The organism is Pseudomonas sp. NPDC089534, assembly GCF_044749305.1.
GTDB classification, from domain to species: domain Bacteria; phylum Pseudomonadota; class Gammaproteobacteria; order Pseudomonadales; family Pseudomonadaceae; genus Aquipseudomonas; species Aquipseudomonas ekonensis.
This window is the reverse complement of sequence record NZ_JBIVHR010000009.1, coordinates 1-25,447: the sequence shown is the minus strand read 5'-3', so window position 1 is coordinate 25,447 and position 25,447 is coordinate 1. Positions and strand designations below refer to the sequence as shown.

General features: G+C 63.8%; 25 protein-coding genes. 17 read left to right on the top strand and 8 right to left on the bottom strand.

Annotated features, from left to right (window positions below; genetic code table 11):
* The first annotated feature begins 409 nt into the window (after nucleotides 1-409).
* Nucleotides 410-1,594, top strand: coding sequence for an MFS transporter (locus ACIP0B_RS04220; RefSeq protein WP_400830020.1), 1,185 nt, complete (start codon nucleotides 410-412; stop codon nucleotides 1,592-1,594).
* 104 nt (nucleotides 1,595-1,698) lie between these two features.
* Here the strand turns inward: ACIP0B_RS04220 and ACIP0B_RS04215 are convergent, their stop codons facing one another.
* Together ACIP0B_RS04215 and ACIP0B_RS04210 are read right to left on the bottom strand one after the other, a co-directional pair.
* The gene (locus tag ACIP0B_RS04215) at nucleotides 1,699-2,736 is read right to left on the bottom strand and encodes an alpha/beta hydrolase family protein (protein ID WP_400830019.1); all 1,038 of its coding nucleotides are present in this window, start codon (nucleotides 2,734-2,736) and stop codon (nucleotides 1,699-1,701) included.
* Between the two features lie 235 nt (nucleotides 2,737-2,971).
* A complete protein-coding gene (locus ACIP0B_RS04210) occupies nucleotides 2,972-3,583 on the bottom strand; it encodes an FMN-dependent NADH-azoreductase (protein ID WP_400830017.1) in 612 nt (203 codons plus the stop codon).
* Between the two features lie 127 nt (nucleotides 3,584-3,710).
* On the opposite strand from ACIP0B_RS04210, the gene ACIP0B_RS04205 reads away from it, so the two are divergent.
* Together ACIP0B_RS04205 and ACIP0B_RS04200 are read left to right on the top strand one after the other, a co-directional pair.
* Entirely contained in the window at nucleotides 3,711-4,619 is a 909-nt protein-coding gene (locus tag ACIP0B_RS04205; RefSeq protein ID WP_400830015.1) for a LysR substrate-binding domain-containing protein, read from the top strand.
* Nucleotides 4,616-4,975 (top strand): MmcQ/YjbR family DNA-binding protein, encoded by a 360-nt coding sequence (locus ACIP0B_RS04200; RefSeq protein ID WP_085633808.1) that lies wholly within the window; start codon nucleotides 4,616-4,618, stop codon nucleotides 4,973-4,975. Before ACIP0B_RS04205 ends, ACIP0B_RS04200 begins: the two co-directional genes overlap by 4 nt.
* Before the next feature lie 178 nt (nucleotides 4,976-5,153).
* Here ACIP0B_RS04200 and ACIP0B_RS04195 read toward each other — a convergent pair whose 3' ends face one another.
* Complete coding sequence (locus ACIP0B_RS04195; RefSeq protein WP_400830014.1) at nucleotides 5,154-5,564, bottom strand: DUF1294 domain-containing protein; 411 nt, start codon at nucleotides 5,562-5,564, stop codon at nucleotides 5,154-5,156.
* Nucleotides 5,561-6,391, bottom strand: a complete 831-nt coding sequence (locus ACIP0B_RS04190) for an undecaprenyl-diphosphate phosphatase (RefSeq protein WP_400830012.1) — start codon at nucleotides 6,389-6,391, stop codon at nucleotides 5,561-5,563. The genes ACIP0B_RS04195 and ACIP0B_RS04190 overlap by 4 nt, the downstream gene beginning before the upstream one ends.
* Nucleotides 6,392-6,692: 301 nt before the next feature.
* Here ACIP0B_RS04190 and ACIP0B_RS04185 point away from each other — a divergent pair, with 301 nt between their 5' ends.
* The 9 genes from ACIP0B_RS04185 (at nucleotide 6,693) to ACIP0B_RS04145 (ending at nucleotide 15,232) form a co-directional block, all read left to right on the top strand.
* Nucleotides 6,693-8,327 (top strand): methyl-accepting chemotaxis protein, encoded by a 1,635-nt coding sequence (locus tag ACIP0B_RS04185; RefSeq protein ID WP_400830011.1) that lies wholly within the window; start codon nucleotides 6,693-6,695, stop codon nucleotides 8,325-8,327.
* 470 nt (nucleotides 8,328-8,797) lie between these two features.
* Nucleotides 8,798-9,364, top strand: coding sequence for a nicotinamide riboside transporter PnuC (gene pnuC / locus ACIP0B_RS04180; RefSeq protein ID WP_400830009.1), 567 nt, complete (start codon nucleotides 8,798-8,800; stop codon nucleotides 9,362-9,364).
* A complete protein-coding gene (locus tag ACIP0B_RS04175) occupies nucleotides 9,361-9,885 on the top strand; it encodes an AAA family ATPase (protein WP_400830007.1) in 525 nt (174 codons plus the stop codon). The genes pnuC and ACIP0B_RS04175 overlap by 4 nt, the downstream gene beginning before the upstream one ends.
* 357 nt (nucleotides 9,886-10,242) lie before the next feature.
* Nucleotides 10,243-10,692: a hypothetical protein gene (locus ACIP0B_RS04170; protein WP_400830006.1), complete on the top strand. Its 450-nt coding sequence runs from the start codon at nucleotides 10,243-10,245 to the stop codon at nucleotides 10,690-10,692.
* Nucleotide 10,693: 1 nt separating this feature from the next.
* Nucleotides 10,694-11,266, top strand: a complete 573-nt coding sequence (locus ACIP0B_RS04165) for an adhesin (RefSeq protein ID WP_400830005.1) — start codon at nucleotides 10,694-10,696, stop codon at nucleotides 11,264-11,266.
* Nucleotides 11,267-11,333: 67 nt separating this feature from the next.
* Nucleotides 11,334-12,347, top strand: a complete 1,014-nt coding sequence (locus ACIP0B_RS04160) for a heme utilization protein (protein WP_400830004.1) — start codon at nucleotides 11,334-11,336, stop codon at nucleotides 12,345-12,347.
* Nucleotides 12,348-12,411: 64 nt separating this feature from the next.
* Complete coding sequence (locus tag ACIP0B_RS04155) at nucleotides 12,412-13,092, top strand: C39 family peptidase (RefSeq protein ID WP_400830002.1); 681 nt, start codon at nucleotides 12,412-12,414, stop codon at nucleotides 13,090-13,092.
* A gap of 43 nt (nucleotides 13,093-13,135) precedes the next feature.
* Nucleotides 13,136-13,882, top strand: a complete 747-nt coding sequence (locus ACIP0B_RS04150; protein ID WP_400830001.1) for a hypothetical protein — start codon at nucleotides 13,136-13,138, stop codon at nucleotides 13,880-13,882.
* 45 nt (nucleotides 13,883-13,927) lie between these two features.
* Nucleotides 13,928-15,232, top strand: a complete 1,305-nt coding sequence (locus tag ACIP0B_RS04145) for a hypothetical protein (protein WP_400830000.1) — start codon at nucleotides 13,928-13,930, stop codon at nucleotides 15,230-15,232.
* An 82-nt stretch (nucleotides 15,233-15,314) separates the two neighbouring features.
* On the opposite strand, the gene ACIP0B_RS04140 is transcribed toward ACIP0B_RS04145, so the two are convergent.
* Nucleotides 15,315-16,640, bottom strand: coding sequence for a sigma-54 dependent transcriptional regulator (locus ACIP0B_RS04140; protein WP_217891828.1), 1,326 nt, complete (start codon nucleotides 16,638-16,640; stop codon nucleotides 15,315-15,317).
* A 344-nt stretch (nucleotides 16,641-16,984) separates the two neighbouring features.
* Between ACIP0B_RS04140 and ACIP0B_RS04135 the strand changes: the two genes are divergently transcribed.
* The 3 genes from ACIP0B_RS04135 (at nucleotide 16,985) to nhaB (ending at nucleotide 20,404) form a co-directional block, all read left to right on the top strand.
* Nucleotides 16,985-17,251 (top strand): hypothetical protein, encoded by a 267-nt coding sequence (locus tag ACIP0B_RS04135; protein ID WP_400829998.1) that lies wholly within the window; start codon nucleotides 16,985-16,987, stop codon nucleotides 17,249-17,251.
* 286 nt (nucleotides 17,252-17,537) lie between these two features.
* Nucleotides 17,538-18,827: a hypothetical protein gene (locus tag ACIP0B_RS04130; protein WP_400829996.1), complete on the top strand. Its 1,290-nt coding sequence runs from the start codon at nucleotides 17,538-17,540 to the stop codon at nucleotides 18,825-18,827.
* A gap of 74 nt (nucleotides 18,828-18,901) precedes the next feature.
* On the top strand, nucleotides 18,902-20,404 hold the full coding sequence (gene nhaB / locus ACIP0B_RS04125; protein ID WP_400829994.1) for a sodium/proton antiporter NhaB: 1,503 nt from the start codon (nucleotides 18,902-18,904) through the stop codon (nucleotides 20,402-20,404).
* 239 nt (nucleotides 20,405-20,643) lie between these two features.
* Here the strand turns inward: nhaB and ACIP0B_RS04120 are convergent, their stop codons facing one another.
* Genes ACIP0B_RS04120 through gnd form a run of 3 tightly spaced genes read right to left on the bottom strand, consistent with a single transcriptional unit; the run spans nucleotide 20,644 to nucleotide 23,962 of the window.
* Complete coding sequence (locus ACIP0B_RS04120) at nucleotides 20,644-21,465, bottom strand: HAD family hydrolase (protein WP_400829993.1); 822 nt, start codon at nucleotides 21,463-21,465, stop codon at nucleotides 20,644-20,646.
* Entirely contained in the window at nucleotides 21,462-22,985 is a 1,524-nt protein-coding gene (zwf, locus tag ACIP0B_RS04115; protein WP_400829991.1) for a glucose-6-phosphate dehydrogenase, read from the bottom strand. Before zwf ends, ACIP0B_RS04120 begins: the two co-directional genes overlap by 4 nt.
* Nucleotides 22,982-23,962 (bottom strand): phosphogluconate dehydrogenase (NAD(+)-dependent, decarboxylating), encoded by a 981-nt coding sequence (gnd, locus tag ACIP0B_RS04110; protein ID WP_400829990.1) that lies wholly within the window; start codon nucleotides 23,960-23,962, stop codon nucleotides 22,982-22,984. The genes zwf and gnd overlap by 4 nt, the downstream gene beginning before the upstream one ends.
* 273 nt (nucleotides 23,963-24,235) lie before the next feature.
* Here gnd and ACIP0B_RS04105 point away from each other — a divergent pair, with 273 nt between their 5' ends.
* The gene (locus ACIP0B_RS04105) at nucleotides 24,236-24,418 is read left to right on the top strand and encodes a DUF6026 family protein (RefSeq protein ID WP_400829988.1); all 183 of its coding nucleotides are present in this window, start codon (nucleotides 24,236-24,238) and stop codon (nucleotides 24,416-24,418) included.
* A 191-nt stretch (nucleotides 24,419-24,609) separates the two neighbouring features.
* On the top strand, nucleotides 24,610-25,447 hold an 838-nt coding region (locus tag ACIP0B_RS04100), incomplete at its 3' end, for a sulfatase-like hydrolase/transferase (protein WP_400829987.1).

The following is a 25,447-nucleotide window of genomic DNA, read 5'->3' as shown; positions in this document are numbered from 1 at the left end:
CTGCAAGCGATGAGGCCGGCACTGCCGACATCTGTGTGACTGGACTGCCGCCATCGCCAGCAGGCTGGCTCCCACAGGGATCCCGGCCGTCCGCAAGATCTCGGTACACCCAAAAACCTGTGGGTGCTTGCCTGCAAGCGATGAGGCCGGCACTGCCGACATCTGTGTGACTGGACTGCCGCCATCGCTGGCAAGCCAGCTCCCACAGGGATCCCGGCCGTCCGCAAGATCCCGGCACACCCAAAAACTTGTGGGAGCTGGCTTGCCAGCGATGAGGCCGGCACTGCTGACATCTAGGTGACTGGACTGCCGATCACTTTCAGCCACTCACATCGTTAGCCTGCTTCCTTTTACCCCGCACAAAAGCCATGATGCCGCATCTCCCACCGCCGCCCGCGAACGAGTCCCCATGTCTGCGCAGCAACCGCCGTCGCAAAGCTCTCTGTCGATCACTCTGCAGATCGTTTCCATCGTCTTCTATACCTTCATCGCCTTCCTCTGCATCGGCCTGCCGATTGCGGTGCTGCCGGGCTACGTCCATGAGCAGCTCGGCTTCAGTGCGGTGATCGCGGGGCTGACCATCGGCTCGCAGTACCTGGCCACCCTGCTCAGCCGGCCGATGGCCGGGCGCATGTCGGACAGCGTCGGCACCAAGCGGGCGATCGTGTATGGCTTGTCGGGGATTGTCCTGAGCGGCGCGCTGACCCTGCTTTCGACGCTGCTGCAAAGCGTTCCGCTGCTGAGCCTGGTGATCCTGATCGCCGCGCGCCTGCTGCTCGGCATCGCCCAAGGCCTGATCGGGGTGGGCACCATCAGTTGGTGCATGGGCCAGGTCGGCGCCGAGCACACGGCCCGTTCGATCTCCTGGAACGGCATCGCCTCCTACGGCGCCATCGCCATCGGTGCGCCGTTGGGGGTGATCATGGTGGCGGATTACGGCTTCGCCAGCCTCGGCATCGCCCTGTCGGCGCTGGCGGCCGGGGCGCTGCTGCTGATCCGCAACAAGCCGTCGGTGCCGGTGGTGCGCGGCGAGCGCCTGCCGTTCCGGGCCGTGTTCGGCCGGATCGCCCCCTACGGCGCCAGCCTGTGCCTGGCCTCCATCGGCTACGGCACGTTGACCACCTTCATCACGCTGTACTACCTCAACCGGGGCTGGACCGGCGCGGCGTACTGCCTGACGGTGTTCGGCGTGTGTTTCATTCTGTCGCGCCTGCTGTTCATTTCGGCGATCAACCGTTTCGGCGGTTTCAGCTCCGCGATTGCCTGCATGATCATCGAGACCCTGGGCCTGGCGCTGCTGTGGCTGGCGCCCTCCACCGCCACCGCGCTGATCGGCGCCGGCCTGACCGGGCTCGGCCTGTCGCTGGTGTACCCGGCGCTCGGCGTCGAAGCCATCAAGCAAGTGCCCGGCTCCAGCCGCGGTGCGGGCCTGGGCGCCTACGCGGTGTTCTTTGACCTGGCGCTGGCGATTGCCGGGCCGTTGATGGGCGCAGTGGCGCTGAACCTGGGGTATTCGTGGATTTTCTTCTGCGCGGCGGTGCTGTCCGTGGGCGGACTGGGGCTGACGCTGATGCTCAAGCGGCGCGCGGCCTGATCTTGCCCTTGTGGGAGCCAGCCTGCTGGCGAAACAGTCGACCAGGCGTTGAATGACAGATCGCTATCGCCAGCAGGCTGGTTCCCACAGGGGGCATCGGGGTTTCATTGGTCTGCGGTCTGCATCCCCGCCCGGCTCGGCCGGCCCAGCACCCGGGAGAAGAACCGCCCGGCCTCGGAGATCAGGTTGCGGTGGATGTCTTCGCGGTCCACGCCGTCGGCGTCGGTGCACAGCGCCGGCATCGCAACGATCTGCTCTTCGTTGCAAGGCGCCATGAACACGAAGTGCCCGGCCCCGGCCAGCAGCTTGAAGTCCGGCGCGGTCGGCAGTTTGCGCGCCAGGGCGGCGGCGTTCTTGTCGAAGGCCACCAGTTTGTCGCCGTCGCCGCTGTACATCAGCACCGGCACATGCACGTCGGCCAATGTATGGCGGCCGAACTTGAGGCTCAGCGGCGCCATCAGCAGCAAGGCATGCACCCGCGGATCGGCCACCGGCTGGAGGTCGTCGCGGTCGACGATCAGTTCGCCCTGGGTGTTGCAGGCGTCGCGGTCGTCCGGGCGCTCCTGGCAGTAGCGGCGCAGGCGATCCAGGTCCGGCGTGGCGCCCGAAAGGATCAGCGCCGTCTCGCCGCCCGCCGAATAGCCGATCACCCCGACCTGCTCGGCGTTGACGAACGGCGCGAGCATACGGTCGCCGAGGGTGGCCGTGATGGCTTCGGAAATCTGGATCGGCCGGCCGTACAGGTTGCTCAGGGTGCCGAGCCGGCTGTGATCCTTGGAGTTGTCGCCGGGGTGGATCACCGCCACCACCACGAACCCCTTGCGCGCCAGCGATGTGGCGAGGTCATGCAGCGCCAGCGGCGTGCCGGTGTTGCCGTGGGACAGCATCAGCATCGGGAAACGGCCGATGGCGACCTTGACGTCTTCGCCGGCCTCGACCGTATAGCCCTCAAGCTTGCTGGTGTGCTCACGGTCGCTGGAGGGATAGAACGCGATGGCGCGCATCGGTTGCAGGTCCAGCGGATCGAGGAACGTCATCTCGTGGTAACCGACGCTCCAGCGTGGATGCTGCCCAGGCGCCGCGTGCACTGAGTTCAGGCTGCCGAGCAGGCAAATCAGTAACGTTGCACAAAGACGCATCATGGGATGCCCCACCCTGTGTTACTCAATCGAAAGATCCGGTGCGGTCAGACGCCCGAAACGCCAAGGTCTGGCGCTGCGGCGCGACGCTGCACTCAGACGTCGAACGCTTGACTGCATAACCCGGGCCAGATTATGTAACAGCCAGAAACAAAAAACTCCGTATCTGGCCCTTGCAGAACCAGAATACAGAGTTTTTTTGGGTTTACCTGAACAGACGCTGTTCTTTACGCAAGCCTTACGCGGCGGCGAACAGTTGCTCGCTGATTTGCGTGTGGGCGGCGCTCATGGCGTTGTTGCGCACTTCCTCACCGTAGGCCAGGCCCTCGGCGCGGACGATTTCGATGTCGGTGATGCCGAGGAAGCCCAGCACCAGCTTCAGGTACTCTTCGTGGGCGATGCCGCTGGCCTGGCCTGCGTGCAGACCGCCGGCGGTGGACACGATCACCACTTTCTTGCCGCCGCACAGGCCTTCGGGACCGGCTTCGGTGTAGCGGAAGGTCTGGCCGGCCACGGCGATGCGGTCGATCCACGCCTTGAGCTGGGTCGGGATGGTGAAGTTGTACATCGGTGCGGCGATCACGATGGCGTCCGCCGCCTTGAACTCGGCCAGGGTGGTGGCGCTGAGTTCGGCTTCATGCTGCTGGGCGGCGTCGCGCAGTTCGGCGGTGGTGCCGGCGGCCACCAGGGTGGTCGACGAGAAGTGGCTGATGGCGTCGGCGGCCAGGTCGCGGTAGGTCACCACGGCGCTTGGCTCGGCGGCTTGCCAGGCCTGAGCGACTTCCTTGCTCAGCTGACGGGATGCGGAGTTGTCGCCCAGAATGCTCGAATCGATGTGCAGCAGTTTCATGTGGAATCTCCTGGAAAGAATCGCCGGTGGCGACGGAATGGAGACAATCCTACAGACGAAACCAATAGCTGATTAGACGGCAACAATGCGATAGTTTGTCCCACTGATAGAACAGTCGGATCTCACCATGCAAGACCTCAACGATCTCTACTATTTCGCCAAGGTGGTCGAGGCCGGCGGGTTCGCCGCCGCCGGCCGCCTGCTCGGCATTCCCAAGTCGCGCCTGTCGCGGCGGATCGCCGAGCTGGAAGAGCGCCTCGGCGCCCGGCTGCTGCAGCGCACCACCCGCCAACTGAAGCTGACGGCAGTGGGCGAACGCTACCTGCGCCACTGCCAGGCCATGCTGCTGGAGGCGGAAATGGCGGACGAAGCCGTCGCCAGCATGTCCAGCGAGCCAAGGGGCCGGTTGCGGGTGTCGTGCCCGACGGGGCTGGCCCACGAAATGCTGCCGATGGTCATCAGCGACTTCCTGGGCAAGTTCCCCCAAGTTCAGTTGGAGGTGATCCTGCTCAACCGCCGGGTCGACCTGATCACCGAAGGGGTCGATGTCGCCCTGCGCGTGCGCGAGCACGGCGACGAAGACCCGATGCTGGTCACCCGCCGTTTGCGTCAGGCGCAGATGGTCGTGGTGGCCAGCCCTTCCTTTATAGAGGGCGTCGAGATCCGGCATCCGCAGGACCTGAAGAACCTGCCGGTGCTCGGCGCCCTGGAACCCGACCGGATGGTGCATGTGCGCCTGCTCGATGAACACGGCAAGAGCTGCGACCTGGCGCTGGAGGCCCGGCTGGGCATCGACGACTTCATCGTGCGCAAGGCTTGCGTGCTGGCCGGGCAAGGCTTCACCCTGCTGCCGATGATGTATTGCGAAGCGGAGCTGAACAACGGCACGCTGGTGCAGTTGCTCCCGGGCTGGTCATTGCCCGGCGGCTGGCTGCAAGCGGTGTATCCGCACCGGCGCGGCGTGATGCCGGCGGTGCGCGCATGGATCGACCACCTGGTCGAATCGTTCAATGCCTGTGGAGAGCGCCTGTTATGAAACAAGGAAAGATGAGCGAAACGGACGTCGCCGCGTTCTGCCTGACGCTGCCCGGTGCGCGGGAGGACTACAAGTGGGGGGGCGTGCGGGTGTTTTCGGTGGCCGGCAACAAGATGTTCGCCTTGCAGGGGCTGCGCGGCGAGTCGTTGGCGTTCAAGGTCGACAAGGATCTGTTCCTGGGCCATTGCGACCGTCCGGGCATCGGCCCGGCGCCGTACCTGGCGCGGGCGCAATGGATCATCATGCACCCGCCCTACCCGCTGGGCGCCGAGGAGCTGCAAGGGTTGCTGCAGCGTTCGCACCAGTTGGTGGTGGGCAAGCTGCCCAAGCGCACGCAGGTCGGGCTATTGCTTTGATCGGTTGGCGTTCTGGGTTGAACCCATCGCCAGCAGGCCGGCTCCCACAGGGTTCTGCAGTGACCAAAGACTCTGCATTCGCCGCCATCCCATGTGGGAGCCAGCCTGCTGGCGATGACGGCGGCCCATCCAGCCCCGCCGGACCAGACCGCCCACCGAGCAACAGGCTAACCGAAACTCACCACACAGCAGACAACGCAGAACCGTAGAACAGCCGGTCGATCCAGAACATCTGGTGCAACCCCACGATCATCCAGAAGACGATCTGGAACGACGCCTTGCGCGTCTTGTGCCGGAACACCTGCTGCGCGATCAGCGCGCCCGGCCAGCCGCCGGCCAGTTCCACCGCGTGCAGGATGTTCTCCGGCGTGCGCCAGGCCTCGTTGCGCGCCTTGCGCTTGTCGCCCCAGTACAGAAAGAACGCCACTGCGCTGACGACCCCGTAGGCCACCAGCGGGATCGATGAAACCCCGTGCAGCCACATCGACAGCGAGCCGTACAGCGGCAGTGCGCAGACGGCCAGGAACACCGCCAGCTTCAGCTTCAGGTTCTGGACACCGCCCCCGCGGCGGGCGCGGGGATCGCTCATGGCTTGGCCGCCGACCAGTCCACCCAGCCGAACTGCCAGGTCGCGAGGATCACCAGACCGAACACGATCCGGTACCAGGCGAACGCCGCATAGCTGTGGCTGCCGATGAACTTGAGCAGCCCGCGCACGGCGATCATGGCAAAGATGAACGCGGTGACGAAGCCGATGGCGAACACCGGAAAGTCCGCCGGCACGAACAGGTTGCGGTACTTGTAGCCCGAATACACCGCGGCGCCGACCATGGTCGGCATGGCCAGGAAGAACGAGAACTCGGTGGCGGTCTTGCGCGACAGGCCGAACAGCAGGCCGCCGATGATGGTCGAGCCGGAGCGCGAAGTGCCGGGAATCATCGCCAGGCACTGGGCGAAACCGATCTTCAGCGCATCGGTCCAACGGATGTCGTCCACCGTTTCGGCGTGCACTTCATGCTGCCGGCGCTCGGCCCACAACATGATGATGCCGCCCACCACCAGCGCGGCGGCCACGGTGATCGGGTTGAACAGGTAGTGATGGATCAGGTCGGCAAAGATCACCCCCAGCACCACCGCCGGCAGGAACGCGATCAGCAGGTTGGCGGTGAAGCGCCGGGCGCCCGGCTGCGTGGGCAGGCCGACGACCACGTCGAAGATCTTGCGGCGAAACTCCCAGACCACCGCCAGGATGGCGCCGAGCTGGATGATGATGTTGAACGCCATGGCCCGCTCGCCGCCGAAGTTCAGCAGGTCGGCGACGATGATCTGGTGTCCGGTACTGGAAATGGGCAAAAACTCCGTCAGCCCTTCTACAACTCCTAGAATCAATGCCTGCAAGGCGGTCCAAAGATCCATCAGTCCCCCAAAGAGCGATGCCCGGCGGCATGCCCCGATAATATTTTTTCAATCGTTCACTGCGAGAAGCGTAGCCGCTGCGGTGCGGTTCGCACGCGCACAGGATCCACATGGGACGGTCAAAATTCCGTGAAGAATCAATCGCCATTCAGGTTTTTCCGTGCGGGGCCGAAATCCTAACAGACAAGCCGAAATAACGCTGTGCGTTATACGACTTGGGTCGCGTAGGCGCCCGCCCCGAAACGTGGTTGGATGCTGGCGGCGTTTTATGACAAGAACAAGAAACCGGAGTGACAGCGTTATGAACAGCTTGCGCAGTGTGTCGATCAGCCGACGCTTGTGGCTCATCTTGATTGTGGCGGTGGTCATGTTGCTGACCCTGGGCGTGCTGATGCTCAAACAGGTGCACGACGGCCTGTACCACGCCAAGGCTCAGAAGACCCAACATGTGGTGCAGACCGCCGCTGGCCTGCTGACCTACTACCAGGGCCTGGAAGCGGCGGGGACCCTGACCCGTGATGCCGCGCAGAAGCAGGCGCTGACGGCGATCCGCGGCCTGCGCTACGACCAGAACGACTATTTCTGGATCAACGACCTCACCCCCGTGATGGTCATGCACCCCACCAATCCCAAGCTTGAGGGCCAGAACCTCTCGGCGATCCGCGACCCGGACGGCTTTGCGGTGTTCAACGAGATGGTCGCCATCGCCAAGTCCAAGGGCGCCGGCATGGTCGACTACCGCTGGCCGAAGCCCGGCGCGAGCGAGCCGGTGGCCAAGACGTCCTACGTGAAGCTGTTCGAGCCGTGGGGTTGGGTGATCGGTTCCGGCGTGTACATCGACGACGTGCAGGCCGAGTTCCAGGGTCAGGTGCTGAAGGCCTCGGCGGTCGGTCTGGTCATTGCGCTGATCATGGCGGTGCTGGTGATCCTGATCGCGCGCAGCATCGTGCGGCCATTGCAGGAAAGCGTCAGCGCCATGGCCAACATCGCCAGCGGCGAAAGCGACCTGACCCGCAGCCTCGACACCCATGGCCAGGACGAAGTCACCCAGCTGGCCCACCACTTCAACGCCTTCACGGCCAAGCTGCGCCGGGTGATCGGCGACCTGCAGGCCTCCGCCAGCGCGTTGGGGCAATCCTCCGGCGAGCTGGGCAACGACGCGGCACAGGCCCAGGAACGCAGCCAGCAGCAGTCGCAGCAGATGGAGCTGGTGGCCACGGCCGTCAATGAAGTCACCTACGGCGTGCAGGACGTGGCCAAGAACGCCGAGCACGCCGCCAGCGAAGTGCGCGACGCCGAGGCCCAGGCCCAGCAGGGCCAGGTCAACATCGACGGCAGCCTGCAGCAGATCGACAGGCTGTCCGGCACCATCGACCAGGCCGTCGAGGTGATCCGCACCCTCGCCGCCGAAAGCACCCAGATCGGCAGCGTGCTGGAAGTGATCCGCTCGATCGCCGAGCAGACCAACCTGCTGGCGCTCAACGCCGCCATCGAGGCGGCCCGCGCCGGTGAGCAGGGCCGAGGGTTCGCCGTGGTGGCCGACGAGGTGCGCCTGCTGGCGCAGCGCACGCAGAAGTCCACGGCGGAGATCCAGACCATGATCGAACGCCTGCAGAACCATTCCGAGGCGGCGGTCAAAGTCATCGGCGAAAGCAGCACGGCTTCGCGGCTGACCATCGAACAGGCCGGCCTGGCGGGCGCCAGCCTGAACGCCATCGGCCAGGCGCTGCGCAACCTCAACGGCCTGAACGCCTCGATCGCCAGCGCCACGCTGCAACAGGCCCATGTGGTCGAGGACATCAACCAGAACGTCACCCAGGCGGCCGGCCTGTCCCACAGCACGGCGCTGGCGGCCGAACAGTCCAGCGCCGCCAGCGTGCGCCTTGGCCAGTTGAGCGAACAGCTGAACGGGCTGCTGCGCCAGTTCCGGGTCTGACCTTGGGCCAAGGCACCGTCCGGCGGTGCCTTGGCTGACGCCATCGCCAGCAGGCTGGCTCCCACAGGGGTTCTCCGGTGCCCGCAAAATCCAGGGACACCACAAGAACCTGTGGGAGCTCGCCCTGCAAGCGATGGCGGTGCGTCAGGCAATGTAGATGTCGGCTGGACCGGCCTCATCGCTAGCAAGCTAGCTCCCACAGGGGTTCTCCGGTGCCCGCAAAATCCAGGTGCACCACAAAAACCTGTGGGAGCTTGCCCTGCAAGCGATGGCGGTGCGTCAGGCGATGAAGATGTCGGCTGTACAGGCCTCATCGCTGGCAAGCCAGCTCCCACAGGATTCTGCCGCGGCCTGCCATTTGCACGAAGACCACCGCCATCGCCAGCAAACCGGCTCCCACAAGCAGGCTCGCGCCAGAGTCTTTTTTGGGTACAATCCGGCCCCTCTTCCGCTCCCTTCAAGGATTGTGCATGTCCGGGCTTGAACTGTTTGCCGCCGCCCTCGGTGTGATCGCCGTCTGGCTGACGGTCAAACAGAATCCTTGGTGCTGGCCGATCGGGCTGGTCATGGTGCTGCTGTACAGCTGGATCTTCTTTGAAGTGAAGCTGTATTCGGACATGTTGCTGCAGGTGGTCTACGCCGCCTTGCAGGTCTACGGCTGGTGGCAATGGACGCGCGCCGGGACGATGCACGACGGGCGCCACGTCAGTCGGCTTGCCCCGTCCTCGATCGTGCAGGGCCTGGCCGTCGGCGCCGTGGGCAGCCTGCTGCTGGGGGCCGCGATGGCGCATTGGACCGACGCCGCGCAACCCTGGCTCGATGCCGCGCTGACCGGGTTCAGCCTGGTCGCGCAGTTCTGGATGGCCCACAAGCGCCTGCAATGCTGGGCGTTGTGGATCGTGCTGGACGTGGTCTTCGTCGGCCTGTTCCTCTACAAGGCGCTGTACCTCACCGCCGCGCTGTACGCCCTGTTCACCCTGATCGCGGTGCTGGGCTGGCGCGAATGGCGTGCCGATCCCGCGTTGCGCGCCGCATGAAGACCGTTGTCCTCACAGGGCCCGAGTCCACCGGCAAGAGCTGGCTGGCGGCCAGCCTCCAGGAACGCTTCGGCGGTGTGCGGGTGGACGAGTACGTGCGCACCTTCATCGAGGAAAAGGCCCGGGACACGTGCCTGGCCGACATCCCCGAGATCGCCCGCGGCCAATTGCGACGCGAAGATCAGGCGCGGGCACAGCGCCCGCCGCTGCTGATCCTCGACACCCACCTGCTGAGCAACATGCTCTGGAGCCAGACCCTCTTCGGCGACTGCCCGGCGTGGCTGGAAGAGCAATTGCTGGCCCGCCGCTACGACCTGCACCTGCTGCTGTCCCCTGAGCAGATCGAATGGACCGATGACGGCCAGCGCTGCCAACCGCAATTGAGCGAACGCCAGGCCTTCTTCAACGCCACCCGGATCTGGCTGGAGCAGCACGGGCAGCCGATGCGGATCATCCGGGGCGACTGGGACGAACGGCGTCGCCAGGCCTTCGGGGCCGTTTCGGCCCTGCTGGCGGACTGACCCCATTGCGGGGCGTCTGCCCCGCCCTTTTCCCCTGCTTTGGGGTAAAAGTGTCCGTTCCTGAAACACTGCCCTCACTGCAAAGTGCCCGTCTTGGCGCGCTTCATCGCTTTGTCATCCCTTCTGTTACAGCGCTGAAACACCACCGCGCAAACCCTTGTTCCAGAGCTTTGCGTCGGCTTTGGCCCACCTGCGGGCCCGGTGCCTGTTTCAGCGCTGAAACAGGTTTTGTATCAGCCTTGCGCGACTCGAAACCAACCCGTTGAAATCCATGGGGTTTTCAAAACCGGCACAGCTTTCGCTCTCTCCCTCACAACGCTGACCTAGGCTCAGCCCACTGAAGAAGGAACAGCCACCGTGGGGAATATCAAAAAAGGCCTGACCTGCCTCCTGGTGATCGGATCCGCCGCCAGTGCACTCATCAGTTTCAACGTTCAGGCCGGCGGCAACGGCGTGATCGTGCTCAACCGCGATGTCCAGCCTACACCCATCGGCCGCAGCGCCGGCAAAGATCCGTACCCGACCACCGTCAACGCCAACCCGTCTGCGCGGATCAACCAAACCATCGACAACACCGAGCTCAACGACGGCGACTTCGCCAGCGTCGCCAGCGGCTCGTCGATCCGCGGCAACATCGCGACCCCCAACGGCAGCCTGCCTGGCCTGAACACCCTGACCAACCCCAACGGGATGCCCGGCATGAGCGCCGGCCACGGCGGCGGTGCCGGCGGCACGATCTCCAACACCGTCAACCGTGCGATGAGCACCGGCCTGGCGCCGTTGACCCGCATGGCCGGAGGCCAATGACATGAATCGTTCCCTGCTCCTGCTTGCCCTGATCGGCTGCACCAGCGCCATGGCCGATCCCAGCTCTGTGAACAACGCGAACATTCAGGATTCCGGGATGCAGTACCGCGGCAACTTCAACGTCAACCAGGCCGCCGGCGACCAGATGCAACAGGCCAACGTCAAATCGATCGCCATCGGCACCGAGGCCCACGCGTCCACCAGCGTGACCCAAAAGATCAACACACCGGCCGACCGCTCGACGAACGCGAGCGCCACCATCGGCGGTGCCTCCTTCAGCAACGGCAACGGCATCCTGGGCGTCAACCAGGGCGCCGGCGCCAACAACCAGATGGCCAACGTGACGCGCGTCAGCATCAGTGCTGCCCCGCAGAGCGTTGACGACAGCGCCCTCTCGCAACAGAACGTGGCGCTCTTACCGAACTCAGGAGCAACTGGCACCTCACCCGGCAGTCGCCAGGTCACGACAAGTGATCAGGCCTTCACCGGCAGCCGAGGAGTGATCCAGGTGAACCAGAGTGCCGGGGTGGGGAACCGTATGGCTAACACCCTGAGCATCCGGGTCGCTGACTGACCCAAACAGCAGTGCAATTAGAAAGTACCAACACTTAACCAACTAATAAGCACGACGGAGAAACACCATGAAACCTACAATGGCCCTCAAACCACTGGTTTTCGCACTTGCAGCAGTGATGGCAATCGCAGCACAGGCAGGCGGCCGTGACGACAATCACGGTCATGGTAACGGGCACGGCAACGGTCATGGCCACGGCCACGATCCAAAAGGCCCAACCCTTGAGCAAATCCTGCAGATCACCGCCGGTGCCGGCGCTGCTGTGCTCGACGCTCAAAACAGCGATGGCAACGTGGTGAAAAACCAAGGCACCAAAAACGAAGCCAAGGCCGACAATTCGCTGAACAACTCCAACGGCAACATGGGCGCCAACGTGGCCGCCGGCGACGGCAACCAACAAGACAACGCCGCTGCCCTGGCCACCGCCGACGAAAGCTTCATCTTCGGTACCGCTGTTGCTGCCTCGAGCGCCACTCAAGTCAACAACAACAACTATGTGAAAAACTCGTCGACCACCAACAGCGCTACTCTGAACAACGCTGGCAACAACGGCTCCGGGAACATCGGCGTCAACGTGACTTCCGGCAACTTCAACCAACAGAAAAACAACCTGGCAATCGCCGTTTCGGGTGGCCGTGTAGCCAATGCCGCCGCAGCCGCGAACCAGACCTCCACCGGCCTGGTCGTAGAAAACAAAGGCGTGCAGACCTACAAAAAAGACACCCTTACCGGAACCTTCGCTGCCGCTGGCGTCTTCGCCGCCAAAGGCACCGCAACCATCGAAGGCGACGATCACCACGGCGGTGGCCATGGCGGCTACGGCAACGACAACCGTGGCGGCGGTCGTGACGACGATCAAAAAGCCAAATTCGAAGCCGTTGGTGTCTTCGGTCTGGCTGGCGTCACCACCCAACAAGTGCTGACCAAAGATGGCTGGAAAAACCCTGTGACCAACACCGCCAACATGACCGGTTCGATGAACAACTTCTCCGGCAACGGTGGAGCCAACGTATCGGCAGGTGTGGGCAACCAACAAAGCAACTCGCTGTCCATCGCCGCAGGCTGCAAAGCCTGCATGTAATCGCGATCAAAACGAAAGCCCCGGAAACGGGGCTTTTCGTCGGTCCCACAAGGCGTATCCGACCATGCGTACAACTGCCCTCCTCGCCCTGCTTTGCCTGTCCGGCCTGACCCAGGCCGCTCAGATACCTGTGGCCGCCCTGCCGGGTGGCGTACTGGTCTATAAGGACGTGCAAAGCCTGCGTGAGCGCAAGTTTGCCGACATCGTCGAACAGAAGACCGACTTCAGCTGCGGCGCCGCCGCACTGGCGACGGTCCTGCGCCAGGCCTATTGGCTCGACGTCGATGAGGAGCACATCATCAAAGGCATGCTGGTCAATTCCGACCAGGATCTTGTGCGTACACAAGGTTTCTCCATGCTGGACATGAAGCGCTACGTTGAAAGCATCGGCATGCGCGCCAGGGGCTACCGGATTCCGTCCGACAAACTCGAGTCGGTGAGCATTCCGGTCGTGGTGCTGATGGAGATTCGCGGCTACAAGCATTTCGTGGTGCTGCAGCGGGCGGACAAGGATTGGGTCTACATCGGAGACCCGGTTTTAGGACACAAACGCTACTCGCACGACGACTTTGTCAAAGGTTGGAACGGCATTGTCTTTGCCATCGTCGGCCCCGGATACGACAAAACCAATGCATTGCGCAGTCCTCCGGAACCGCTGACCGCCAAGAACAAGCTGGATACCTTCAACCCGGTCAAAGATGCTGAATTGATGGACTTCGGGTTCATACAGAGCGACTTCTTCTAATCGCCGATTACAAGAATGGGGCTGGATGTCCCGGGAGCAGCGGATGAAAACCTCATATTGGCTGGCCGCCGCCTGCCTGGCAGCGAGCGCATCAAGCTTTGCCAATGCAGGATTCAAACCCATTGAAATCAAGGATCAGGAGCTCGCCGAGCTTCGTGGTCGTTACGTCATGCCGGGGCGGATCATCAGCTTCGGTGTGGTCATGAGCAGCACCTGGCGCAACGCCAGCGGCGATCTGATCGGGGCTTCGACCTCGATGCAACTGCAAGCGGCATCGGTAAAACCTGAATTCTATGTCTCGACCATCAAGGAAACCGGTAACGGCAGCACCCCGCAAACGGGGACCGGCAACATCATTGGTGGCGCGGGGCTGAACACCAGCCAAGGCGTGACACAAAGCGTGCGCGCCGCCGGCGACGGCAACACCGCCTATAACAACGTTGCGATCAACGTCAAAGAAGCCAATCAGGCACCGGCCCTGGTGCCTGCCCAGGGGCAAGCCCTGATGGCCGGACAGACCATTTCCGGCAGCAATGCCGCCGGCAGCGTTGCGGTCTCCGCCACAGGCGGCGGCATCCAGATGGCCATCCAGGCCTCCGGCAACCAGGGCACGTCCCTGCAACAGGTCGCCCAGGGCGGACTGCTGCAGAACACCCGACTGCTGGGCAACGCCAACGTCGTCAATAACCTGACGCAACTCAACGTAGTCCTCAGCAACAACGGCATGAGCGCCGGCGCTCTGGACTGCAATCTCACTCAACTCAAAGCACTACGCAACATCGGATATTGAACTACGCTGAGTCTCGACCATTGGGCTTGAAGGGACGGCTTATTCATGTATCGATCAGTTTCACTGCGTGCGGCTGTATGTTTGAGTACTCTACTTCCCGCCGCGGTGCTGCAAGCGGCACCGGACGCGGACGTAGAGGCCCTGAAACAGGAACTTCTGGAGCTTAAGCAACGATACGAAGTGCAACAAAAGGCCCTGGCGGTGCTCGAACAGCGGGTCCGCCAGGTCGAGGATCAACCCGCCTCACCTCCCCCCAAGCGTCTGGCCAAGTCGCCAGCCGACATGAAAGGCAACAAGCAGGTCGCCGGCACCGGGGCCGCTGCCGCGTCGGGGGGCGCAGCAGGGGGAAGCGGTGCATCCTATGGCCAATCGCTGGCTGACGACTCGCAACCGGCGCAGAGCGTGTCCAACCTGTACGACGAGGCCAGCGGCTTCTTCGGCGGCGGCAAGTTCAGCTTCGAGACCGGCATCACCTATTCGCGCTACGACACGCGCCAGCTGATCCTCAACGGCTTCCTCGCGCTGGACTCGATCTTCCTGGGCAACATCAACCTCGACCGGATCAAGGCCGACACCTGGACCTTGGACCTCACCGGCCGCTACAACTTCGACAACCGTTGGCAGTTCGACATCAACGTACCGGTCGTGTACCGCGATTCGACCTACCAGTCCGGCGGCGGCAACAACGGCGCCGCCAACGTCACCACAGAACAGGACGTGAGCCGCGACCCGACCATCGGCGACGTCAACTTCGGCATCGCCTACAAGTTCATGGACGAGTCGGTCAACACGCCGGATGCGGTGGTCACGTTGCGGGTCAAGGCCCCCACCGGCAAGGACCCGTTCGGCATCAAGCTGCGCCAGACCGACGCCAACAGCAACCTGTTCGTGCCTGACACCTTGCCCACCGGCAACGGCGTCTGGTCGATCACGCCCGGCATCTCGCTGGTCAAGACCTTCGACCCGGCCGTACTGTTCGGCAGCCTGTCCTACACCCACAACCTGGAGGAGTCCTTCGACGACATCAGCTCCACGGTCAACCAGAAGACGCCGGGCAAGGTACGCATCGGCGACAGCTTCCAGATCGGTGCCGGCATCGCCTTCGCACTGAACGAGAAGATGAGTATGTCGTTCTCGGTGTCGGACCTTGTGCAACGCAAGAGCAAGCTCAAGCAGGATGGCGGGGATTGGGAATCGGTGGTGTCCAGCGACGCCAACGCCGGTTACTTCAACGTCGGCATGACCATCGCGGCCACCGACAACCTGACCATCGTGCCCAACCTGTCCATCGGCATGACCGACGATGCCCCGGACTTCTCCTTCAGCCTGAAATTCCCGTACTACTTCTGACGGGCGCCCATGCAAAAGGCCCGCTGCGATCCCTGTCGCAGCGGGCCTTTTCAGTTTCTCCTCCCCGGAGAAACTCCGCGCCCTAGCGGATCTGGTGCTTGTGCAGCAAACGGTAGAAGGTCGGTCTCGAGACGCCCAGCACCTTGGCGGCCACGCTGAGGTTGTCGCTGTGGCGGTTCAGCACGTCGCACAGCGCCTGGCGCTCGGCCCGGGTCTTGTAGTCTTCCAGGGTGCCCATCGGCGCCGTGACCGACTGCTGGCTGATCAGCCCCAGGTCGCGCGCCTCGATCTGCCGCCCTTCGGCCAGCACCAGGCCACGGCGCACGCGGTTGGCCAGCTCGCGGACGTTGCCGGGCCAGTCGTGCTTGCCCATGGCGATCAAGGCGTCTTCGCTGAAGCTGCGCGGGCGCCGGCCGGTCTCGTGACTGTAGAAATGGGAAAAGTGGTTGGCCAGCATCGACAGGTCGCCGTGGCGTTCACGCAGCGGCGCGGTCACCACCTGCAGCACATTCAGCCGATAGTAAAGGTCTTCACGAAAGCGTTTCTTCTCGATGGCCGCCTCAAGGTCGACGTGGGTGGCCGCCAGCACGCGCACATCCACCGGAATCGGCTGGCTGCCGCCGACCCGTTCGATGTGTTTTTCCTGGAGAAACCGCAGCAGGTTGGCCTGCAGCTCCAGCGGCAGGTCGCCGATCTCGTCGAGGAACAGCGTGCCGCCGTTGGCCGCCTCGATGCGCCCGACCTTGCGCTGATGGGCGCCGGTGAAGGCCCCCTTCTCGTGACCGAACAGCTCCGACTGGATCAGATGCTCGGGAATCGCCCCGCAGTTGATGGCCACGAACGGCTTGCTGTGGCGCTGGGACTGGCGGTGCAGCGTGCGGGCGACCAATTCCTTGCCGGTGCCGCTTTCGCCGCGGATCAGCACCGGCGACTCGGTGGGCGCCAGTTTGCTCAGCAGTTTGCGCAGTTCACGGATCGGCTTGCTGTCGCCGAGCAGCTCATGCTCCGGCTGATCGACGTGAATCGTGCCCTGCCCGCGCAGGCGTGCCATGCCGAACGCCCGGCCGAGGGTCACCTGCACCCGCGAGACGTCGAACGGCAAGGTATGGAAGTCGAAAAACCATTCGCAGACGAAGTCCCCGACATTCTGCAGCCGCAGCACTTCCTGGTTGAGGACGGCAATCCACTCGGTGCCGCTGCGGCTGATCAGCTCCTTGACCGCCTCGGGGCGCTCCAGGTGAAAAGGCTGCAAACGCAGCAGGCCGACATCGCAGGTGCGGTCGGCCGCGTTCTCCAGCGAGCAACTGTCGACATCCCATCCAACGGCGCGCAAGCCGGGCAGCAGGCGATGACAATCGTCACAGGGATCAACCACCAGTAATCGTCGTAGGGCAGGCGCTTCGCTCATGACTGTTCCTTGACGCCAAATTATGGGAAATGATCGCAAAAACAGTCATTTGGCAGACCTGGCTGTAACATTAGCAAGAATTTGACGGCGCCTTGTATCAATTGCTTATAGGCGTACAAGTGAAGCAGTTATAAGTAACGAGTTTATTAGTTAGCTATCGACATGATTCTTTCACCAGGCTTTCAAAAACTGCCGGGCAACTGCCGGTTTGAAAGAAAGTTGAAATTTCTTCGAATCCTGTGTGACCCGTCCCCCGGTTGCGTGCATCAGTACAAGTAACCAGCCGAACGGTAAGCCCAACCGACGGCACATCACTTGATTGGGCACTACAGAGAGAAGACCCCATGACCGCCCCGCTCCGTATCAACGAAGCTCTTTTGATTGCCAACCGCGCGTTCGAACCCTTCCAATGCGTGGCCTGGGCCCCACAGGACGGCAACGGCGAGCTGAGCCTGACCGTCATTGACCGCACCAACTCCCAGATCGGCCGCACGAAGATCCCGAGTAGCGCCTACTCCGACCCGGCCCAGCTCGAACACCTGCTGCAACAGGCCCGCGCCGAACTGTTCGAAGAAGGCTACACGCTGCAATCCTGGTCGATGCCACACTGATCCGGGGCGATGCGGATGACGCTCAAGTCATCCGCCCCTCTTGCGCTTAGTTGCCGCATCCCTACTTTTATTTACGCACTTCTGTACAACTTTTTTCTTTAGTTGATGGGCCTGAATACTTGGCAGGCTTGCGACTGGTTCAAAAAGTCACTGTTCTGGCACAGTGCGACCCTCCACCTGTTACTTCTGTCAGTTGTACTTGCTCACCGACAGGGATTGAATGTGTCGCTCATGCAGTTGTCCGCCCGACTCCCGGTTGCCGGCCGACTCGCAAGGAGACGCGTGCATGCCCAGCCAGACCGCCTATGCGTTCCCCACGCCTGCCAACCCCGCCGGACAACTTGACGGCTCGTTCGCCGGCAACGGCGTCGCCCGGGTGTACTTCGCCGGCAGCCGGTCCAGCCTCACCCAAGGCGTGGCGCTCGACCCGCAAGGCAGGATTCTGGTGGCCGCCAAAGTCGGCACGGACGACGGCAGCCGCTTCGGTCTGGCCCGCTTGCTGGCGGACGGCTCGGCAGACCTGGGCTTCGGCCGGCAAGGCAGCGTGATCGGCACATACGCCGACGGCTTCGAGGCGACCGCCGGTAAAGTGAAGGTGTTGCCTGACGGACGGATACTGTTGGCCGGCCTGCATTACGAAAACAGCCACCGCACCCTGCCCGCCCTTGCCCTGTTCGACAGCGAGGGCAGACCGGACCGCTCGTTCGGCGACGACGGACGGCAAGTCGTGCGCCTGCCGGGCGATCTCTCCATGGGCTCACGCGATGCCTGGCTGCCCCCCGGCGTTCCCGGCGCCGAAGCCTGCGACTTCGCCCTGCAGCCCGACGGCCGGATCCTGCTGATCGCCAACCATCATTTCGAACTCGCCGACCATGCCGGCATCCTGATCCGCCTGAACGCCGACGGCCGGCTGGACAACGCGTTCAACGGCCGGGGCTTCGTGATGGTCCGCCACTTGCTGCTCAATACCTGGCTCAGCAGCCTGCTGCTGCAGCAGGACGGGCGCATCGTGGTGGCCGGCTCCATCGATTTCCCCCAGGAAGGATTGCTGGCGCGCTACCTGCCGGACGGCAGCCTGGACGAACGCTTCGCCGTGGACGGTTTCATGGCGTTCAAGGCCGGGGGACAGAGCGCGCTGGTCAGCCAGGTCATCGAGTCCGCCGAACGCCTGCATTGCCTGGGCAGCAGCCGCGATCCGATCCGGTGCCTGTCACTGACGCTTCACGGCAACGGTCGCTGCGACGTGCATTGCAACGGCGCGCGGCCGCTTCTGCTGGAGATCGGCCATACCGGTTGCCAATGGGCCGCCGCCGCACAGATGGCGGACGGCAGGTTCATCGCGGCGGGCGCGACCATCGGCGGCGTCGAGGCGGACTTCATCGTCGCCCGCTACCTGGCCGATGGCCGGCTGGATCGCCACTTCGGCGAAGGCAACGGCTGGCTGCGCACGCGGCTGGGGCGCAGCCTCGATACCGCAACGTCCATGGCCATTCAGCGCGACGGAGGGATTCTTGTCGGCGGCTACTCGCTGGACGGTAACTACCGTGCAGTTGTGGCGCGTTATCTGAATCAATAAAGAGAAAATTCCCACGCTTGATCTTCATCGAAGCTTACGGCACCTTGCGCGCTTCTTAAGACAAGGAGCAACCGATGTCCGGTTCGATGGCCCAGGCGTTCGCGCACAATTTTCTCGGGCACTCTCCCCGCTGGTACAAGGCGTGCATCGTCGGGTTCCTGATTCTCAATGCACTGGTGCTGTGGACGGCAGGCCCGGTGGCCGCCGGCTGGCTGCTGGTGATCGAATTCATTTTCACCCTGGCGATGGCGCTCAAGTGCTACCCCCTGATGCCCGGCGGCCTGCTGCTGATCGAAGCGCTGCTGCTGAAGATGACCACGCCCCAAGCGATCTACGAAGAGCTGGTGCACAACTTCCCGGTGATCCTGCTGCTGATGTTCATGGTCGCCGGCATCTACTTCATGAAGGACCTGTTGCTGTTCCTGTTCTCGCGCCTGTTGCTGGGGGTGCGCTCCAAGGCGCTGCTGGCGCTGATGTTCTGCTTCCTGTCGGCGTTTCTGTCGGCCTTCCTCGATGCGCTGACGGTCACCGCCGTGATCATCAGCGCCGCCGTGGGCTTCTACTCGGTCTACCACCGTGTCGCCTCCGGCAACGACCCGCGCCAGGAAAGCGAATTCAACGACGACCAGCATCTGCCCGTGCTGCACCACGGGGATCTGGAGCAGTTTCGCGCCTTCCTGCGCAGCCTGCTGATGCACGGCGCGGTCGGCACGGCGCTGGGCGGCGTGTGCACGCTGGTGGGCGAACCGCAGAACCTGCTGATCGGCCATGAGATGGGTTGGCACTTCGCCGAGTTCTTCAGCAAGGTCGCGCCGGTGTCCCTGCCGGTGCTGGTGGCTGGCCTTGCGACCTGCGTGCTGCTGGAGCAGCTGCGCTGGTTCGGTTACGGCACGCTGCTGCCGGACAACGTGCGCGCCGTGCTGGCCAACTATGCCGCCGAAGACAACGCTGAACGCACCCCGCGCCAACGCGCGGCCCTGCTGGTGCAGGGCGCCGCCGCGCTGATCCTGATCGCCGGGCTGGCCCTGCACATCGCCGAAGTCGGCCTGATCGGACTGATGGTGATCGTGCTGATCACCGCCTTCACCGGCATCACCGACGAACACCGGCTGGGCAGCGCCTTCAAGGACGCCATGCCGTTCACCGCCCTGTTGGTGGTGTTCTTTGCCGTGGTCGCGGTGATTCACGACCAGCAGCTGTTCGCGCCGCTGATCCGCTGGGTGCTCGCGCTGCCGGCCGACCAGCAACCGGGCATGCTGTTCATCGCCAACGGCCTGCTGTCGGCGATCAGCGACAACGTGTTCGTGGCCACGATCTACATCACCGAAGTGAAGCAGGCCTTCCTGTCCGGCCACATGAGCCGCGAGCATTTCGAAACGCTGGCGATCGCGATCAACACCGGCACCAACCTGCCGAGCGTGGCGACCCCCAACGGCCAGGCGGCGTTCCTGTTCCTGCTGACCTCGGCGATCGCGCCGCTGGTGCGCCTGTCGTATGGGCGCATGGTGTGGATGGCCTTGCCGTACACCGTGGTGATGGGCGTTCTGGGGTGGTATGCGGTGAGTTACTGGCTGTAAGGGCCTGACACACTGCCATCGCCGGCAAGCCGGCTCCCACAGGGGATGGCGGGTGTACACGGAACCTGTGGGAGCCGGCTTGCCGGCGATGGCGGTGGATCAGTCACCACAGATGTCGGCAGTGCCGGCCCCATCGCTGGCAAGTCGAGTCGTCGCACCGCAGCTCCTACAGAGGCGGCGGCTGTACGCGGACATTGTGGGAGCCAGCCTGCTGGCGATGGCGTCAGCGGGAGCCCCCCCTACCGGGGCAGGATGTGGCGCTCGATGGCCTGCGCCACGCCGTCTTCGCTGTTCGAGCCGGTCACCACATCGGCCTGGCGCCGGATCTCTTCCGGCGCCTGCCCCATCGCAATCGACAGCCCGGCGCAGCGGAACATCGCCGGGTCGTTGCCGCCGTCGCCGATGGCGGCGGTCTGCGCCAAGGGCACGCCCAGGTGTTCGGCCAGCGTCACCAACGCGTTGCCTTTGTTGGCCTCCGGCGCCGTCACATCCAGATAGACCGGCTGCGAACGCGACACCTGAGCCATACCGTCGACCTTCGGCAACAAGCGCGCCTCCAGCTCGATCAACAGTTCGGTGTTGTCGCTGGCGGCCACGATCTTGGAGATGCGCTCCATATACGGTTCGAAGCTGTCCACCACCACCGGCGGGTAACCGAGACCGTGCTGCTCGCGCGGCACCATCGGCCCGTGGGGATCCTTGAGCAGCCAGTCGTCGCCGCTGAACACCCATATTTCGATGTCGGGCCGGTCGGCGAACAGCGCCAGCGCCGTCAGCGCGGCGGTGGCCGGCAAGTGGTGGGCCACCAGCAGGCTGCCGTCCGGGTTGACGATCGTGCCGCCGTTGAAGCCCGCCGTCGGCAAATCGACGCCCAACGCCTCGATCTGCTGCCGCATGGCCCTGGGCGGACGCCCGGTGGCGAGGCTGAACAGCACGCCGGCCTCACGCAGGGAACGCACGGCCTCGACCGTGCGCTGGCTCAGGCTGTGGTCGGCCCGCAGCAGCGTGCCGTCCATGTCGCTGAGCAGAAAACGGATGGGTTGCTGCGCGGCGTCACTCATCCCAGGCCATGCCAGACGCGGCCGTCGCGGGTCAGCAGTTCATTGGCCGCTTCCGGGCCGTCTTCGCCGGCCGCGTAGGCCTGCACGCTCGCATCCTGCTGCCAGGCGTCGAGGAACGGCTGCACCGCCCGCCAGCCGTTCTCGATGTTGTCGGCGCGCTGGAACAGCGTCTGGTCGCCGGTCAGGCAATCGTAGATCAGGGTTTCGTAGCCGGTGGACGGCTGCATCTCGAAGAAGTCCTTGTAGGCGAACCCCAGTTCGATGTTGGCCATGTTCAGCGCAGGCCCCGGCCGCTTGGCCAGCAGGTCGAACCACATGCCTTCGTTGGGCTGGATCTGGATGCGCAGGTAGGTCGGCTGCAGTTCGTCCACTTCGGTGTCGCGGAACTGCGCGTAAGGCGCCGGCTTGAAGCAGATGACGATCTCGGTGTCGCGCACGCTCATGCGCTTGCCGGTGCGCAGATAGAACGGCACGCCGACCCAGCGCCAGTTGTCGATCATCACCTTCAGCGCCACGTAGGTTTCCGTGGTGCTGTCCGGCGCGACGTTGGCCTCTTCGCGGTAACCGGCCAACGGCTTGCCGTCCAGGGCCCCGGCGCCGTACTGGCCGCGCACCGAATTGGCCCGCGCCTCTTCCGTGGTCCACGGACGGATGGCGCCGACCACCTTGGCCTTCTCGCCGCGCACCGCGTCGGCGCCGAAGGCGGCCGGCGGTTCCATGGCGACCATCGCCAGCAGCTGGAAAAGGTGATTGGGCACCATGTCCCGCAGGGCGCCGGTGTTTTCGTAGAAGCTGCCGCGGGTCTCCACGCCGACGGTCTCGGCGGCGGTGATCTGCACGTGGTCGATGTAGTGGTTGTTCCAGAAGGCTTCGAACAGGCTGTTGGAGAACCGGCTGACCAGAATGTTCTGCACGGTTTCCTTGCCCAGGTAATGGTCGATCCGGTAGATCTGCTTCTCCGTCATCACCTTGAGCAGGCAGGCGTTCAAGGCTTCGGCGGTCGCAAGGTCCGAGCCGAAAGGCTTTTCGATCACCACCCTTCTGAACGCTTCCGGGGTTTCCTCCAGCAGGCCGGCGCTGCCCAGACGGCGCACCACCTCGCTGAAGAAACGCGGCGCGGTGGCCAGGTAGAACACCGCGTTGCCGGTGCCGCTGTCGGCGATCTTCGCCGCCAGGGCCGAATAGGTGCCGTCGTCCAGGAAATCGCCCTGGACGTAGCTGATGTTTTTCGCAAGCTGGGCCCACAAGGCCGGGTCAAGGGACTGGTTGCCCTTGCCGACCTTGCTGGCCACTTCGTCGCGGATGAAGTCTTCGAGTTTCTTCGCGAAGCCTTCATCGCTGATGGCGTTGTGGTCAACGCCGATGATCCGCAGTCCGTCACCGAGCAACCCGTCGCGCTTGAGGTTGTACAGCGCCGGCATCAGCAGGCGCTTGACCAGGTCGCCGTGGGCGCCGAACAGAAACAGCGTGGTCGGCGGCGCGGGCTCGGCCTTGGACTTCCTGCGGATCGCATGGGTCATTTCTTAGGCGTCTCCACGTGGCCGCCGAAGCCGAAGCGCTGGGCCGAGAGGATCTTGTCGCCGAAGGTGCCCTGGCCGCGGGAGCGGTAGCGCGAGAACAGCGAGTTCGACAGCACCGGCACCGGCACCGCTTGTTCCATGGCCGCCTCGATGGTCCATTGGCCTTCGCCGCTGTCCGCCACCGAACCCGAGAAGCCGTCGAGTTTCGGGTCGGCGGCCAACGCGTCGGCGGTCAGGTCCAACAGCCAGGACGACACCACGCTGCCGCGGCGCCACACTTCGGCGATGTCGGCGACGTTCAGGTCGAAGCGCTGGTCTTCCGGCAGGCGGTCGCTGGACTTGGTCTTGAGGATGTCGAAGCCTTCGGCGAAGGCCTGCATCATCCCGTACTCGATGCCGTTGTGGATCATCTTGACGAAGTGACCGGCACCGGCGGGACCGGCGTGGATGTAGCCGTGCTCGGCACGCGGGTCGTCGGACTTGCGGTCCTTGGTGCGCGGGATGTCGCCCATGCCCGGCGCCAGTGTCTTGAACAGCGGATCGAGGCGGCTGACGGTGGCGGCGTCGCCGCCGATCATCATGCAGTAGCCGCGCTCCAGGCCCCACACGCCGCCGGAGGTGCCGACGTCGATGTAGTGCAGGCCCTTCTCGGCCAGGGTCTTGGCCCGGCGGATGTCGTCCTTATAGTTGGTGTTGCCGCCGTCGATGATGGTGTCGCCGGCCTCAAGCAGGGTGCTCAGGGTTTCGATGGTCTCTTCGGTCGGCGCGCCGGCCGGCAGCATGACCCACACCGCGCGCGGCTTGGCCAGGCCGGCGACCAGTGCAGGCAGATCGGCTGCGGCGCTGGCGCCTTCGGCGGCCAGGGTGTCGACAAAGGCGGTATTGCGGTCGTAAACAACGGTGGTGTGACCGTCGAGCATCAGGCGCCGCGCAATGTTGCCGCCCATGCGGCCCAGTCCAATAATCCCGAGTTGCATGTGCTGATGCTCCTTACTACAGATCAAAGTGTGTCAATGGTTATAGCCCAACGCGACTAATGGAGGTTAGTCCGAAGCGTCGTGATGAAGTTTCCGGGCATTGTGCCCGATCCAGACAGATAACGTCGGGAAACGTGGCGAAGACACAACGACCATGAAAAATAAAAAAGTTCCCATCACGGACAAAAGAAATCAAAATCGGCGCCGATAGTGAACCGCGACCCAGGATCTGGGCCGATTCACGGTTGAGTCACGCCATTTGCGAGGTGAGCAATGGGCACCGTACACACAGCAATGCCGCCACAAACCCTGTACGTCACGATCCGCCGCGACGAACTGCGTCAGTTGAAGGACGAACGCGACCGGCTCAAACAGGAACTGGCGCAGCTGCGCCTGCTGACCCAAGGCGCCCAGCCCCATCCGCTGCCGACCGTGCAGCGCACCCCGAACGCCTGATCCCGCCCTTCCCGGGAGTGGCCACGCCGCTCCCGCACCGACGCCCTCCTCGCCCCTGCGGGCAACTCACAAAGTTTTCACATTCCCTTGTTGATACTTCGCCGATTGAGCCGAGCGTTTTCGTGCGGCTTCCGTTCGTCGGCAAAACGGATGATCCGGCGGTGGTTGTGACGAGTGAGCTGGAGTGCTGAATGGCATTGTTCAAACGCAGCAATACGACTGCGACAGGTTTTGACTGGATCGGACTGCTCTGGCTGTTCGTGTTTTTCTGGTACTTCTCGGGCATCACCCAACTGCTGATCCAGTTGACCGGCACCTCCGGGTTCACCGGCTTTCGCCAGGCGTTCGTGATGAGCGCCGTGTGGCTGGCGCCGATGCTGCTGTTCCCCAAACGCACCCGTCTGCTGGCCGCGCTGATCGGCGTGGTGCTGTGGGCCTGCTCGATGGCCAGCCTGGGCTATTTCTTCATCTATCAGCAGGAGTTCTCGCAAAGCGTCATCTTCATCATGTTCGAGTCGAACGTGTCCGAGGCCGGCGAGTACATCACCCAGTACTTCGCCTGGTGGATGATTCCGGCGTTCCTCGCCCACACCGCGTTCGCCTGGTTCCTGTGGACACGCCTGCGCCCGGTCTACATGCCCCGTGGCCGCGCGTTCGTGGCGGCGATGGCGATCCTGCTGGCCGTGGTCGGCTATCCGCTGATCAAGCAAACACAGCGCACCGGCAGCTTCGCCGGCGGTTTCGAGAAGTTCGAGACCCGCATCGAGCCGGCCGTGCCATGGCAGATGGCCGTGGCCTACCACCGCTACCTCGAAACCCTGGGTGAAATGCAGGGCATGCTGCACAGCGCCAGCAAGATCCCGCCGCTGCACAACCTCAAGGACGCGGGCGCCAACCAGCCGGCGACCCTGGTGCTGGTGATCGGCGAATCGACCAACCGCCAGCGCATGAGCCTCTACGGCTACCCGCGCAAGACCACGCCTGAGCTGGACAAACTCAAGGATCAGCTGTCGGTCTTCGACAATGTCA